The sequence below is a fragment of the Lysinibacillus sp. JNUCC-52 genome (assembly GCF_015999545.1).
Classification (GTDB): Bacteria; Bacillota; Bacilli; order Bacillales_A; family Planococcaceae; genus Lysinibacillus.
The window spans coordinates 3835764-3850888 of the sequence record NZ_CP065546.1; the positions used below are offsets into that span (position 1 = coordinate 3835764).

The 15125-nt window shown below is 37.0% G+C and carries 12 protein-coding genes and 1 other annotated feature; of the genes, 7 read left to right on the top strand and 5 right to left on the bottom strand.

The annotated features are described in order from the left end of the window. Positions 1–535 precede the first annotated feature (535 nt). Together mnmM and mnmL are read right to left on the bottom strand one after the other, a co-directional pair. Complete coding sequence (gene mnmM, locus JNUCC52_RS19060) at positions 536–1114, bottom strand: tRNA 5-(aminomethyl)-2-thiouridylate-methyltransferase MnmM (RefSeq protein ID WP_337980555.1); 579 nt, start codon at positions 1112–1114, stop codon at positions 536–538. After that, entirely contained in the window at positions 1111–2067 is a 957-nt protein-coding gene (gene mnmL, locus JNUCC52_RS19065; protein WP_173477618.1) for a tRNA modification radical SAM protein MnmL/YtqA, read from the bottom strand. Before mnmL ends, mnmM begins: the two co-directional genes overlap by 4 nt. Positions 2068–2361: 294 nt before the next feature. Here mnmL and JNUCC52_RS19070 point away from each other — a divergent pair, with 294 nt between their 5' ends. The 3 genes from JNUCC52_RS19070 (at position 2362) to JNUCC52_RS19080 (ending at position 5908) form a co-directional block, all read left to right on the top strand. Next, positions 2362–3552: an MDR family MFS transporter gene (locus tag JNUCC52_RS19070; protein WP_173477617.1), complete on the top strand. Its 1191-nt coding sequence runs from the start codon at positions 2362–2364 to the stop codon at positions 3550–3552. Positions 3553–3683: 131 nt separating this feature from the next. Then, the gene (locus JNUCC52_RS19075) at positions 3684–4031 is read left to right on the top strand and encodes an ArsR/SmtB family transcription factor (RefSeq protein WP_173477616.1); all 348 of its coding nucleotides are present in this window, start codon (positions 3684–3686) and stop codon (positions 4029–4031) included. A gap of 95 nt (positions 4032–4126) precedes the next feature. Continuing rightward, the gene (locus JNUCC52_RS19080) at positions 4127–5908 is read left to right on the top strand and encodes a SulP family inorganic anion transporter (RefSeq protein ID WP_337980556.1); all 1782 of its coding nucleotides are present in this window, start codon (positions 4127–4129) and stop codon (positions 5906–5908) included. Between the two features lie 45 nt (positions 5909–5953). Here JNUCC52_RS19080 and JNUCC52_RS19085 read toward each other — a convergent pair whose 3' ends face one another. Beyond that, positions 5954–6517: a transposase gene (locus JNUCC52_RS19085; protein ID WP_337980557.1), complete on the bottom strand. Its 564-nt coding sequence runs from the start codon at positions 6515–6517 to the stop codon at positions 5954–5956. A 251-nt stretch (positions 6518–6768) separates the two neighbouring features. Further along, positions 6769–6981 (top strand) — a binding site (T-box leader). A 91-nt stretch (positions 6982–7072) separates the two neighbouring features. Between JNUCC52_RS19085 and leuS the strand changes: the two genes are divergently transcribed. From leuS to JNUCC52_RS19105, 4 genes are all read left to right on the top strand, one after another. Further along, positions 7073–9490: a leucine--tRNA ligase gene (gene leuS, locus JNUCC52_RS19090; RefSeq protein ID WP_337980558.1), complete on the top strand. Its 2418-nt coding sequence runs from the start codon at positions 7073–7075 to the stop codon at positions 9488–9490. 229 nt (positions 9491–9719) lie between these two features. Continuing rightward, on the top strand, positions 9720–11471 hold the full coding sequence (locus JNUCC52_RS19095; RefSeq protein ID WP_337980559.1) for a methyl-accepting chemotaxis protein: 1752 nt from the start codon (positions 9720–9722) through the stop codon (positions 11469–11471). Between the two features lie 140 nt (positions 11472–11611). Beyond that, the gene (locus tag JNUCC52_RS19100; RefSeq protein WP_337980560.1) at positions 11612–12133 is read left to right on the top strand and encodes a sigma-70 family RNA polymerase sigma factor; all 522 of its coding nucleotides are present in this window, start codon (positions 11612–11614) and stop codon (positions 12131–12133) included. Beyond that, entirely contained in the window at positions 12120–13067 is a 948-nt protein-coding gene (locus JNUCC52_RS19105) for a hypothetical protein (RefSeq protein ID WP_337980561.1), read from the top strand. Before JNUCC52_RS19100 ends, JNUCC52_RS19105 begins: the two co-directional genes overlap by 14 nt. Positions 13068–13131: 64 nt before the next feature. Here the strand turns inward: JNUCC52_RS19105 and JNUCC52_RS19110 are convergent, their stop codons facing one another. Then, positions 13132–14397: a permease gene (locus JNUCC52_RS19110; RefSeq protein WP_337980562.1), complete on the bottom strand. Its 1266-nt coding sequence runs from the start codon at positions 14395–14397 to the stop codon at positions 13132–13134. A gap of 5 nt (positions 14398–14402) precedes the next feature. Continuing rightward, the gene (locus JNUCC52_RS19115) at positions 14403–15101 is read right to left on the bottom strand and encodes a response regulator transcription factor (protein WP_173477609.1); all 699 of its coding nucleotides are present in this window, start codon (positions 15099–15101) and stop codon (positions 14403–14405) included. Positions 15102–15125: the final 24 nt, after the last annotated feature.

Sequence of the window (15125 nt, forward strand, 5' to 3'; positions counted from 1 at the left end):
TTGCGTCTTACGTTCTGTGCTTTCCCGCAGGAGTCGCCCGCCCTTCGCTCCAATCAACTGGGGTCAACAAGCTCTTTCGAAGGGAAAGTTAAAATACAGTACAATTATCGCACCGCACTTATAAATATATCTGCTAGGAGAGGTTTACTGCCGTTGATTTCCACTACGGGCGGTCGCTTTCCGCGGGCACAACGTAAGCCGCAACCCTCGCTAGCGCGCGGAATGCCCGCGTCTTACTTATTGTGCAGTTCCCGCAGGAGTCGTCCGTCCTTCACTCCAAACATTTCGTATCCAATCCTCAGCTCTAATCAATTGTACAATATCAAAAGGATAAAAAATTGACAAAAATATCATGAGTCACCTGTTTAATGTCTTTTGTCTATGATTTGATGAATAAGTAGAATGCTATCATATAAGACATCTAGCTAAAGTTATATAAAAACAGTATTTTCTTTATTAAAAAGTATTCCATCATAATTCTTTTTAATTCTGAAAAAAAGCCCAAAATTTCAAGTTCGGGCTTTTGTATCAGGCGTTAATCGGTAGGTAAGTCTTTCATTTTTTCTAGGGCAATAATAAATGGTGGATCGTTTTGTTGGTTTAGAAATTCGTATTTTAACACATGTACATTTTTTTGTGGTAAATGACTGACAAATTCAATAACCGCGTCTCGTTCTTCTTTGCCACCCTGATGACCATGGTAGATAACAAGGACAATTAAGCCTCCGATTTTAAGGAGTTGTAGTAAATCTTTAATCGCTTGTATCGTAGTATTCGGTTTTGTCACGATATCATGATCACTACCAGGTAAATAGCCAAGATTAAAAATTGCAGCAGCTACTGGCTTTTGCACATGTTTGTTAATATTTTCGTGCCCAGTATGTAGCACTAGGGCGCGATGCTCTAACGCGTTATCTAGCAGACGATGCAAAGTAGCGTCGACAGCACTTTTTTGCACATCAAAAGCATACACTTGTCCGTTATCACCAACAAGCTGTGCTAAAAATAATGTGTCATGACCATTTCCTGCTGTGGCATCTACAACTGTATCGCCTTCTTGTATCGTATTTACTAATAAATGCTGAGCATATTGTAAAACTCGTTGAAGCTTCATTTTGTTACCTCAGCATTATAAAATTTACCTTGCCAACTGCCACGTCGTTCTAATTCCGCATCAATCCCATTTAGTACTTCCCATTTATTCACACTCCACATCGGTCCAATCATTAAATCGATTGGTCCATCACCTGTTATACGATGAATAACCATTTGGGGTGGCAAGATTTCTAACTGATCGGCTACTAATTTTGTATAAACATCCTGGTCTAAAAATTCTAGCATACCTTTTTCATATTGTTTGACCATTGGTGTCCCTTTTAATAGGTGAAGTAAATGAATTTTAATGCCTTGGACATCGAGCTTAGCAACTGCGCGGGCAGTTTCCATCATCATGTCATAGTCTTCAAGTGGCAGACCATTAATAATATGAGAACATACGCGAATCCCATGTTTACGCAGTTTTTCAACACCTTCCACATATGTTGCATAATCATGTGCACGATTAATGAGATTTGCTGTTTTTTCATGAACTGTTTGAAGTCCAAGTTCTATCCATAAATAAGTCCGTTCGTTTAGTTCAGCTAAATATTCTACAACATCATCTGGTAGGCAGTCTGGACGTGTCGCAATTGAAAGTCCTACTACACCTTCTTGTGCTAATGCTGCTTCAAATTTCTCTTTTAAAACAGGCAGCGGTGCATGGGTATTTGTATACGCTTGGAAGTAAGCCATATACTTGCCATCTTTCCACTTTTGATGCATTTTGTCACGGATTTCGGCGAACTGCACATCAATTGGGTCTACCTTATTACCAGCAAAGTCTCCTGACCCTGCAGCACTACAAAATGTACAACCCCCAAATGCAACGGTACCATCACGGTTTGGGCAATCAAAGCCTGCATCGAGCGCTACTTTAAATACTTTGTGGCCGAACTGATCCCGTAAATATCGATTCCATGTATAATATCTTTTCCCCTCTGTGGGAAAAGGAAAGTTTATTTCTGTCATGTATTTCACTCCTCTAACGTTATATTTTATCATGTGTGTCAGGTTCCGTCATGGATAAGAATTTTAATATGGAAGTGTAGTTGCATTGCAAGTTTATTCACTTAAATAACCACTGTATTTCTAGTCGAGAGGAAAGTACATATAGCTCGGTTATAGCCAGAGCGCAATGCAGAAAAATGTATATTCAAAAAAGGAATATTTTATGAAGAAAAGGTAAATTTATTTTCCTTGTACTTTTTTATTTTTCAGCATAAACTAGCTATTTAGAGAAACGAAATAATGGAGGTCAAGAATATGCCAAAAAGTGTTTGGTTTTTAATTATCGGTATGCTTGTGAACACGACGGGCAACTCTTTTTTATGGCCTTTAAATGCCATTTATATGCATGACTACTTAGGAAAGTCACTAGCAATGGCTGGCTTTATTTTAATGTTAAATTCAGCTGCAGGTGTGTTAGGGAATCTTTTAGGTGGCTATTTATTTGATAGAATTGGTGGCTACAAGTCTATTATGCTAGGTATTCTTTTAACAGTTGCCTCGTTAGTCGGCTTAACGATTTGGCATGGCTGGCCTCATTATGTGTGGTTTTTAACCGTACTTGGTTTTAGTGGAGGCATTGTATTTCCAGGTATGTTTGCACTAGCAGGAGCTGCTTGGCCTGAGGGCGGACGTAAAGCGTTCAATGCGATTTATTTAGCACAAAATGTTGGGGTTGCTGTTGGTCCCGCATTAGCTGGAATTGTTGCAGATTATCAATTTGATTATGTCTTTGTTGTCAATTTAGCAATGTATATTTTATTTTTCTTTATAGCGTTGATTACATTTAGAGGAATAGATTCAGAAAATATTGCACTGAAAAATGTAGTAAGTGAGAGTAAACGCATTACAAATAAAGCACCATTTTACGCGCTATTAATTTTAAGTATTTCTTCCGTATTATGCTGGCTTGCGTATTCACAATGGAGTGCGACGATTTCATCGTATACGCAAGATTTAGGTTTAGGATTAAAACAATATAGTTTACTTTGGACTATAAATGGACTACTAATTGTCGTTGGGCAACCTTTAATCGCGCCACTTGTGAGACGTTGGGAGCATCAAATAAAGAGACAGCTAGTATTTGGTATTACGCTCATAGCAGCATCATTTGGAATTATAGCATTTGCTGAAGATTTTAAAATGTTTGCAGCTGCAATGGTCGTATTAACATTTGGCGAAATGTTTTATACACCAGCGTTACCAACCATCGCGAATCAGCTTGCACCAAAAGGGCGCGAAGGTTTCTACCAAGGAATTATTAATAGTGCGGCAACAGCTGGCCGTATGATAGGTCCTTTATTTGGTGGGATAATGGTCGATCAGTTTGGTATGATTGCGCTTGTTTCTATTTTAGTTGTCATCGTATTAATAGGTATCTTCCCATGTTTAATGTATGACCGACCATTACTTTCGAGTGGCAGGCACGCAAACAATTCTGAAAATTAAAGACTGTTTTTAGTAAAGCGAATGTAAATCATTCGCTTTTTATTTTTGGGATTGAAATCAACCTCACAAAAAGATACAATCATACATATTCAAATATTTGAATATGTAAATATAATAATGGGGGGATTAATGTGGAAGAAGGCTTACAACAGTTTAAAGCCGATTTTTTTAAAGCTTTAGCACACCCGTTACGAATTAGAATTCTTGAATTATTGGTGGATGGTAAGAAAAGTGTGAACGAGATTCAAAGTTGTCTTGAAAAAGAGGGCTCAGCGGTGTCACAGCAACTAAGTGTATTACGGGCAAAAAATATTGTGTATGGCACGAAAGAAGGGAAAAAAGTTTATTATTCTTTAAGTGATCCGATGATTGTTGAGTTGCTGCGTGTTGCCAAAGACATTTTTAACAACCATTTAATTCATACAATTTCAAGATTAGAAGAAATGACCGTCAGTGAAAATGATGAAGAGATGATATAGGGTCATATTTTTATTCCCCCTTAGAAAACAGCCTAGTATGAAAGAAACACGGTCTGGATTCAAAGAATTTATTATTTCGAAGGGAAGATTACTGTATGAAATCACTGTTTACGGGGCGGTATGAAGGGTATTCAGCTGATCATTTTAAAAAGGATTTATTGTCTGGAATTATTGTTGGTATTGTTGCAATTCCTTTAGCAATGTCATTTGCCATAGCTTCTGGTGTAAAACCAGAGTACGGTATTTATACAGCATGTATTGCAGGCATACTGATTTCACTATTTGGTGGTTCGAAATATCAAATTGGTGGACCTACTGGTGCTTTTGTGCCCATTTTATTAGGAATTGTATTATCATACGGCTATGAAAATCTATTGATTGCAGGGTTAATGGCGGGTGTTCTGCTATGCTTAATGGGCATTTTTAAGCTTGGCACTCTTATCAAATTTATTCCACGTCCTGTAACGATCGGATTTACTGCTGGTATTGCGGTTATTATTTTTACGGGACAAATTGCAAATTTTTTAGGGCTGACCAATATTACGCGGCATGAATATTTTATCGCAAATATGAAAGAGCTCTTTCTGCACATCGGTACAATAAATTATTATAGTATTTTCATAGCGATCATTTGTCTTGTAATGATACTAGTGACACCGAAAGTTTTTCCGAAAGTACCTGGCCCATTAGTAGGCATTGTAGTTTCGACGCTTGTTGCTAGCTTCTTTTTTTCGGGACAAGTTGCAACAATTGCTACAGCTTACGGTCAAATACCAAATACATTACCAGAGATTAAAATACCTGAAATTACGTTAGAGCGATTGCAATTATTAATAGGGCCAGCATTTGTCATCGCTATGTTGGGGGGGATTGAATCTCTTTTATCGGCGGTCGTTGCGGATGGTATGACAAATAGTAAGCATAATAGCAATCGTGAGCTAGTAGGGCAGGGCATAGCGAATATCATTACACCTTTATTTGGTGGAATTCCTGCTACAGGGGCCATTGCGCGTACGGCAACAAATATAAAAACGGGTGCAACATCCCCGATGTCAGGTATTATTCATGGTGTTTTTGTATTAGTAACGCTGTTGTTATTGGCACCTTTTGCATCGCATATTCCGTTAGCTAGTATGGCACCAATTTTGATGGTCGTTGCGTGGAATATGAGTGAACGGAAGCATTTCGCACATATTGTGAAAGCGAAATCAGGAGATTCGCTCGTTTTAATGATTACATTTTTACTTACGGTTTTCACTAGCCTAACGGTAGCTGTAGAAGTAGGACTTGGTTTGGCAGTTGTGTTATTTGTTAAACGAATGAGTGAAAAGTTGGTTGTAGATAAGGTTTTACCAGACCATACAAAAAACAATGGCAAAGTACAGCCGCATGTTGTCAATCAAAAGCATGATTGCCCTCAAATTAGTATTTATTCAATTGAAGGACCGTTATTTTTTGGTGCAGCACAAACATTTGAGCAAACATTGCTACATTCAATGCAAGTTCATCCAAAAGTTTTAATTTTGCGTATGAGTAAAGTGCCTTTTATGGATTCTACTGGGGAGTCCTATTTTAGCAATATTGTTGAAAGCTTTAAAATGCAAGGTGGCACTGTGTTAGTAACGGGTATCCATGAAGAATTAAAAGGGGCACTGTTACGAAATGGTCTATACGATCAAATTGGAAAAGATAATTTCTATGAACATACAGGCGATGCTATTAACAGGGCATTGAAGGATTTGGATATGAACAAATGCTACGGATGCAAACATTTTGCCTTCCGTGAATGTGTAGACCTTTCCTCAAGCGACCCTCGAGTGACAGGCACAGAAAAAATTCTGACAATTGAAGTTGGTTTGAATAAAAGCTCCACATGATGAATTTTCATGTGGAGCTTTTTTTAGTTTGTGTTGCAAAAACAATTACTCGTTTTGTTGAACCTCGCAATATTGACAATAGCATGGAGAGTGAAACTGTGAGGTTTGAAGTATACAATTTTTGAGAATACTCGTATTAAGAAATGGGTAATCTGGTGATGTATTATGTTTATAGTGATGATAGGAGCTATATGGATAATCCTCCATGTTGTCAACAATAGGTGGAGCTGTTGAAATAGGATTGCGGTGGATATAGCGGCTAACACTGAGCATATCTAGTTGTGAGGGAACAAGATCTGCAAAGTAGCGACTCTCGTACAGATGACCGCAATATTGATATTTCTTTTTAAAGTAATTACTGTAACGCCAATTGATGATCGCCATCAATTTCCCTAGTGGAACATCCTTTGACTGAATCAGAAGATGGTAGTGGTTAGACATAAGGCAATAAGCGACAATGCTAAAAGTGTGTTTTTGATAAGCATATTGCAGTATACGAAAAAAAGCATCGTAATCAGCAACATTCAAAAAAATCATTTGACGATTGTTACCACGCATAACGACGTGATTATAATGATGTGGAGACCAAAGTCGTTTTTTTCTTGGCACACAATACTACCTCCTTTGTCGTTTTCTTTAGCATAAAAATGAAGATCAATAACGTCAAATGTACAAAAATCACTAAAATACCTAATATTTTAATTTTTTTAGCGAAAAAAGGCTGGAATTTTACAACGCTATCCAAAAATCATAGGAAATAATTTTTTTAGCTAATTGTGTGAGAATTGTGTGCGTGTCAGGCACCGATAAAAAGAGGCTTGTGCTTTTATGCACTTTCCATTAGAATAAATGCAATACATGTAAAGACAATGATGAGGAATAGTAAATTTGTGGTTCTTTTTAGAGAGCTAGCGGTTGGTGGAAGCTAGTAGGGATGCAAATTGAACTCGCCTGCTGAGTCTGCGTACATAAGTGTTATGTGTGCCGTCATTTCCGCGTTAAGGAAGCTTGAGCCGAGTGTAATCACTAATTTGGGTGGTACCGCGGGAGATAAGAATGCTCTCGTCCCTTTCTGACAAAGGAAGGGGCGAGTTTTTTTATTTTTTAAATATTTTGTCAATTCTTACGATAAGTGGTATTGAACATATATAAGGAGGAAATAGTATGAGCTTTAATCATCAACAAGTTGAAAAAAAGTGGCAGCAATATTGGGATGTCAACAAAACATTCAAAACAGAAAATGAAACGGATAAACCGAAATTTTATGCACTTGATATGTTCCCATATCCATCAGGAGCGGGACTTCACGTAGGGCATCCAGAAGGGTATACAGCAACTGATATCCTTTCACGTTTCAAACGTATGCAAGGCTTTAATGTTTTACATCCAATGGGATGGGATGCATTCGGTTTACCTGCAGAGCAATATGCTTTAGATACAGGAAATGATCCAGCAGAATTTACAGCAAAAAATATTGCAACATTTAAGCGTCAAATTCAAGAGCTAGGATTTAGCTATGATTGGGATCGTGAAATCAACACAACAGATCCTGACTATTACAAATGGACACAATGGATTTTCATTCAATTATATAAAAAAGGCTTAGCGTATGTAGATGAAGTGGCTGTAAACTGGTGCCCTGCATTAGGAACAGTGCTTGCCAATGAAGAAGTCATTGATGGAAAATCAGAGCGTGGAGGACATCCAGTAGAACGTCGCCCAATGAAACAATGGATGCTGAAAATTACTGCCTATGCGGATCGTCTAATCGATGATTTAGAAGAAGTTGATTGGCCAGAATCGATTAAAGATATGCAACGTAACTGGATTGGACGCTCTGAAGGTGCTGAAGTAACTTTTGGCATTGAAGGAACAGATAAAAACTTTACGGTATTTACTACACGTCCTGATACGTTATTCGGTGCTACTTATACAGTACTTGCGCCTGAACATAAACTAGTGGCTGAAATTACAACAGCTGAACAACAAGCTGCTGTAGAGGCGTATCTTGAAAAAGTAAAAATGAAATCAGACTTAGAACGTACTGATTTAGCTAAAGAAAAAACAGGTGTATTTACTGGAGCGTACGCAGTGAATCCTATTAACGGTAAAAAAATGCCGATCTGGATTGCTGATTATGTATTAGCGACGTACGGCACTGGTGCTATTATGGCTGTTCCTGCTCATGACGAACGTGATTATGAATTCGCTAAAGAGTTTGGCTTAGACATCGTAGCTGTGCTTGAAGGTGGCGACATCGACAACGAAGCGTTCACAGGTGACGGTCAGCACATTAACTCGGACTTCCTTGATGGTTTAAACAAAGCAGATGGTATTGCGAAAACGATTGAATGGTTAGAAGAAAAAGGTGTAGGTGAGAAAAAAATATCTTATCGTCTACGTGACTGGTTATTCTCTCGTCAACGTTATTGGGGAGAGCCAATTCCAATGATTCACTGGGAAGATGGCACAACAACTCCAGTACCAGAAGCAGAATTACCTTTAATGCTTCCGAAAACAGATAATATTCGTCCATCAGGAACAGGTGAATCACCATTAGCTAATATTACTGATTGGGTAAATGTTGTAAATCCTGAAACAGGTATGAAAGGTCGCCGTGAAACAAATACAATGCCTCAATGGGCAGGGTCTAGCTGGTACTTCTTACGTTATATTGATCCGAACAATACAGAAGCGATTGCTGATCCTGAGTTATTAAAACGTTGGTTACCAGTCGATATTTATATTGGAGGAGCAGAGCATGCAGTATTGCACTTACTATACGCACGCTTCTGGCACAAAGTACTGTATGACCTAGGTGTAGTTCACACGAAAGAACCATTCCAAAAATTATTTAACCAAGGCATGATTCTTGGTGAAGGTAATGAAAAAATGTCTAAATCAAAAGGTAATGTCGTGAACCCAGATGAGATTATTGAGTCTCATGGTGCAGATACACTTCGCCTTTATGAAATGTTCATGGGTCCATTAGAAGCTTCCGTTGCATGGTCTACGAATGGCTTAGATGGTGCTCGTCGATTCTTAGATCGTATTTGGCGTTTATTTGTTAATGAGGAAGACGGCACATTATCAGTGAAAGTTCAACATTCAGACGATAAGTTCCTAGAAAAGTCATATCACCAAACAGTGAAAAAAGTAACAGAAGACTATGAAGGTATTCGTTTCAATACAGCTATTTCACAAATGATGGTATTCATTAATGATTGCTACAAAGCAGAAGTACTTCCTACGGCTTACGCTGAAGGATTTGTAAAAATGCTAGCACCAATTGCACCACATGTCGCAGAGGAGCTATGGCAGCTGTTAGGTCATGATGCAACATTATCTTACGAACAATGGCCAGCATACGACGAGTCTAAACTAGTAGACGATGAAGTAGAAGTGGCTGTTCAAGTGGCAGGTAAAGTGCGTGCAAAAATCATCGTTGCAAAAGATGCTTCAAAAGAAGAAATTGAAAAAGTAGCATTAGCTGATGAAAAAGTACAAGAATACATGGCTGGTAAAGACTTGGTAAAAATTATTGTAATTCCAGGTAAACTTGTTAATATCGTTGTTAAATAAATAAAAGGAAGAACCGTGATTTTACGCTTATTATTAGCGTAAAATCACGGTTTTTTTTCGCCAATTTCTAATAGTAAGTCTGGAGATAATGCGACATGATTTGACAAAACATAGGTAAAAAAGATATTAATTTAGATTTTTATAGCAAAATATGTATCTTTTGGCGTTAATAAAGGTTAAAATTCTCTATGTATATAGTAATGAAAATGATGCGAAAAGGAGAATATTTATGAAAAAATCACAGAGATTGAGCGATAAGGTATTATTGTTCGCTAGTATTGTGGTAGTCCTTATTGTAGGACTAGTGATAGGTATTTTATATATGAATACGAATAATTCAGTTGAAGGAGCAATAGGTCGTGATGGCGTATCGAAAGCACAAACTATCGCCTCACTTGTAGATGTGGAATCATATAAAAAATTAATTGATTCTGATGATGATAAGTCAACGTTATATAAAGATTTGCGTGAAGAATTAAATACATTACGTATACATAATGGTCTTTTATATGCTTATGTTTTATATCCACCTACAGAGGGTGAAAATTTGAAATTTTTAGTCGACGGTTTACCGTTAGATGAAGAAATGGCTGGCGCTATGGGGGACCCATCTGAGGTTCTTACATATAAAGATGGTCAAAAGGCTATTGATCAAGATGGCTATTATTCAGCAATACAAAAAAGTGAAACATACGGGTCTCTAATGTCAGCTATTACCCCATTAAAAGATAGTGAAGGAAATACGGTTGCCTTTGTCGGTGTAGATATGATGGCAAATGATGTGCAGGCTGTTCAAAGCGATGTGTTAAAACATACGATTCCTTATATTGTTATTATTTTATTAATTGGTGGCGTAATTTTAATTGGTATTATTCGCTTTTATACAAATCGCTTATTACAGCCTCTTGTTGTTTTAAAAGATGTAGCAGAGCAATTTGCTGATGGAGATATTCGCAGTGCTGAACAAGGCTTAGATGCAATTAAAGTAGCAGGAAACAATGAAATTTCTGCTTTTGCCAGAGCATTTACACAATCCATGTATAAATTAAAGGAAACATTCCATTTGATTCATGGGACTGCTCTTAATTTACAACAAGCCATTGATAATATTCATTCTTCGACGGGAACAGTAAGTAGTTCGAACAGTGAAGTGGCAAATAGTATTGTGACGATTGCAAGTGGTAGCGAACAGCAACGTGCTAACAATGAAGAAGTTGTTCGTGCGATGGAGGAAATGGTATCAGGCATTCAACGTATGGCAGACGCTACATCGAATGTGGCGGAGTCATCGAACGATATTACGGATCGTGTACAAACGGGAGTGGCAGATTCTGAAAATGTTGTATTTAAAATTCATCAAGTTGAGAAATCTGTTCTAGCAACTTCAGATCATGTTACAGAAATGGGTAAGCAATTCCGCTCTATTGAAGAAATGGTAGCTGTTATTACAAGTATTGCAGATCAAACTAATTTACTAGCATTAAATGCGGCGATTGAAGCAGCCCGTGCAGGTGAGGCAGGTAAGGGGTTTGCCGTAGTCGCTGATGAAGTAAGAAAATTAGCTGAAATGTCTCGTGTTTCAGCTGAAAACATTCAAAATCAATTACAAAGTTTTAGCATTACGACAACAAAGGCATTGGAAGAGATGCAGACTAGCGCTACAAGTGTGAAAGATGGTAGTGAAGAAGTAGGCAAAATTGGCCAAGCATTAGTGATGATCTTACAAGCTGTGCAAAGCGTCAACCAAGAAATACAAGAAAACTCTGCTATTATTGAGCAAATGTCAGCAAGCTCAGAGGAAGTATTGGCATCTGCTGAACAAATGAATAATGTCATTATTATGAATGCAAATCGTGCAGAAAGTGTTGCACAGGCTTCAGACCAACAAATGACGATTGTCCATGATTTAGAGTCAGTCGTGGAAGAGCTAGAAAACAGCTCTAAAAAAATGTTTGATGCTATCAATCATTTTAAAATTTAACGACTTGCGTTGAGACTTTAACAATTGACAAAGTATACTTAAGAAAAAAGTGCCTGAAAAATGGGCACTTTTTTTCATTTTAGTGAAACTATCTTAAAAGATTTTACGACTATAGGATGAGTGGAAAAGGGGGGGCTCTCGTGAGTGAGCATTTAACAGCCATAATGGAAGAGCACGGCGAATATTGCCTACGTGTGGCTTATTTATATGTGCGAGACTGGTCGATTGCTGAAGAAATTGTGCAAGATGTATTTCTCGCCTATTACTTGCAACAGAATCGCTTTGAACAAAGAGCTTCGCTTAAAACCTATTTAGTAAAAATTACAGTACATAAAAGTCATGATTATTTAAGAAGCTGGAAAAATAAACGCCATCAATTATTTGGCAAGCTTCATTTTGGTGTAAGTAAAAGTACTCCAGAAATAGATCTCATCAAAGCCGATGAACGAGTGACGTTGAAAGCAGCTTTATTTGAGCTACCCATAAGTTATAGGGAAGTGTTAATTCTTTATTATTATCAGGAATTAAAAGTGCGTGAAATAGCAGATGTGCTTGGTTGTACTGAAAATACAGTAAAAACAAGGTTACGTAGAGCAAGGCAAATGCTACAAGACAAACTCGAACGAAGCGATTGGGAGGTGCTTGGAGATGACATCTTTTAAAAAGAAGCTGGATGAGGAAATAGGAGAAGCACCACGTTTTACGAAAGCATTACAGGAGCGTATTGTACATCGTACGGAGCAACATCATCGGCACAAACAATATGGTGGTTGGCAGTACCCTACAATTATAGTAGGCGCAATAGTAACGTTGCTTTTTTTAATCGCTGTAGGACCGTGGCAACGAACAGAGTATGTTCAGCATGCTTCAATTGTTGAACTAGCACAAAATGAAGAAATACAACAATTGTCCATCGTACAAAATTGGGATGAAGATAGGATTAACGTGGGAAGAATAGGTTGGGTAATAGGGCAACAAGAGTTTACAAAAGGGACTGAAACTAAACTAATTGAGAACGTACTTCAAAATGCCGTTGTAGCACAGAAGAATGATGATTACTATGGAGTGAGTGATGTATGGGTAGCGTTTGACAATGGGCAAACGGTAAAGGTGAAAATGTTTAAAAATAAGGATAAGGAGCAACTTGCATTTCTCGATATACAGACAAATACCTTTTATCAGGTTAATGATGAGCAAGCTGTAATCGAATTTACAAATTTCCTTTTCAAGGAAGATCCATTTAACTTTACCGTATTTCTCCTATGGATTGGTGTTATTATTCTGGGTGCTTGGATAACTGAAAGAGCGGTTCGTTGGAAATTTAACATCCCGAAAGAGCCGAAGTATGTAAGTGTTAATCATCAGCGAGTGGTATTTACGTTTAAGGTCATTAATATTATTGCAATTACTATATTTAATTTAAAAGGTTGGATTATATATATTGCTGCAGATTTTACGTTAATTATTACTTTAACATTAATTAATGTAGCAACCGAATATTATTTTGGACGACATGAAAAAAGACATTATGTAGCGGTCACAACAACAACCTATTTGCTTATTGTATTTACCGCTTTTATCATTTGGGTTCAATAATAGAAAAAAGATGGTTCGCTAGCTGGCGAACCATCTTTTTTAGCATGATATGTAAATGAATTGGCTAATCGTCTGCTGATGGAAAACGTCTAGCCTGCTGAAGCATGAATTGATAAATGCAAGAGATGATAAAGCTTACGGCTAGACCGTATAAAGCACTAAAATAGAGGCCAACAATAATGCCAATCATAATAGAGAGCAATATGGCGAACCAGCTATGCTTATGAATCGTTCTCTTTGTAAATAGTAGAATAATGATAAACGGTAACATTGTAATATGGATAAAGGCAAAGCAATATATTACGCCTAAAATCGTTATTTTAATGGATAAAAATAGACTAAATAATAGCACCATTAAGCCTATTAAATAGTAATAATAGGGTTTACGTGTAGAAAAGAAGTGTTTTGTTGCACGCATTTCTACAATTAATGTAGTCACAATTGCCAAAATCGTAATTACAAGAAAAGCAAATGTAAGAAAACCTGGCTGGACCTCATATAAAAAAGTGAGCACTAAAATTTGAAATTGGCCGTATGAGCCACTATACAGGGCAATCATTAAGATTGCTGTAAAGGATAACGTTAATAAAGCTAAAACGACACCTGAAGAAAATAAGCTTCGGCGTACTTTTTTAGGTTTAATAAAGGCAACTAAATACCAAGTCGATTTATCAAACAGCACTTGTCCTAAAATAGCTAATTGGATGACAACATAAAACAACAGGATTTCGCTGTTTTTAAAGTAAAATAAATATGGATGGTATAAACGAATTCCTTCATAAACAGTGCTTGCTCCATTTTGCACAAAATAAAAAATAGGGATAAAAATGAGTAGAGAAAATAACAGTATAATAAATAACGTATCTAGCCATAATATCCCTTTTAAAGACATGAAACGGTCCAATACTAACATGCCAACTAGAAACATTGCTAAAGTGATTGGCACTGGTATATTGAACATAATAGTTGATAATACACTAATACTAATGAATTGAATGAGCCAAATTTCAATGCCTGTAAGCAAGTAAAACAGCCGTATGACTTTTAAATTGATTCCACTTAGTTTTTCATGCATTCTCACCATCAAAAAACTTTGTTGGTGTTGGCTTTGAGAATAGCCGCTTTTATTTAAAAAAGAACCGAGAACGATAAACGAAATGGCTGTTGCAATTGTATAGCAAATACCCGCCATAAAACCATAAGAAATAAGTGCAGATGGGGAGGATAATAAAAAATTACCACTAATCCATCTTGCTAATAATATGATAACACCTGCTGTCGTACTTAAACTTGCTAGCGGTACAAGAAGTGAAAGTTTTTTAAAATACATATGTTTTACTGCCCTTTATACTTTTGTGATACTTTATATTGACGTGGCGACTGATGATATTTTTTCTTAAATGCGACACTGAAATAATGCTGACTATTAAAACCACAACTTTCAGCAATCGTAGACATACTGGCTTCCATGTTGTCATTCATCTTTTTTATAGCCATCTCTAATCGGTAATTATTAATATACTCGTTAATGCCAATCGATTGCTCCTCTAAAAATTTACGGCTTAAATAGCTTGGATTTAAATGGATTTTTTCAGCAATAATATTGAGTGTAAGTTTTTCGTAATAATTTTCATGAATATAGGAAAGTGCACTTTGAATGGCATCGTGGTTGGAACTCCACACTTTATATTTTTCAACAATAGCATTTAATTCACTCGCAATAACTGGCTTTGTTAAATAATCCGTCACCCCGATGCGTAGAGCTTTTTGTGCGTATTCAAAGGTCTGAAATGCCGTAACCATAATAATATCTAATTCATAAAGATCCTTTAATTCCTTGCTCAACGTTATACCATCCTTTCCAGGCATTTGGATGTCTAAAAAGGCGATGGTCATACGATGCTTTTTTGCTAATTGTAATGCTTGAGAAGCATCGAGAGCCGTGTGAAATTTCCAATTTGGAAAATGTGGCTTTAATAAATAAATCATTTGTTCTAGTTCTAATGGCTCGTCATCAGCGATTAATATATTCATGTTGCTTCATCCTTTCCTTTAGGA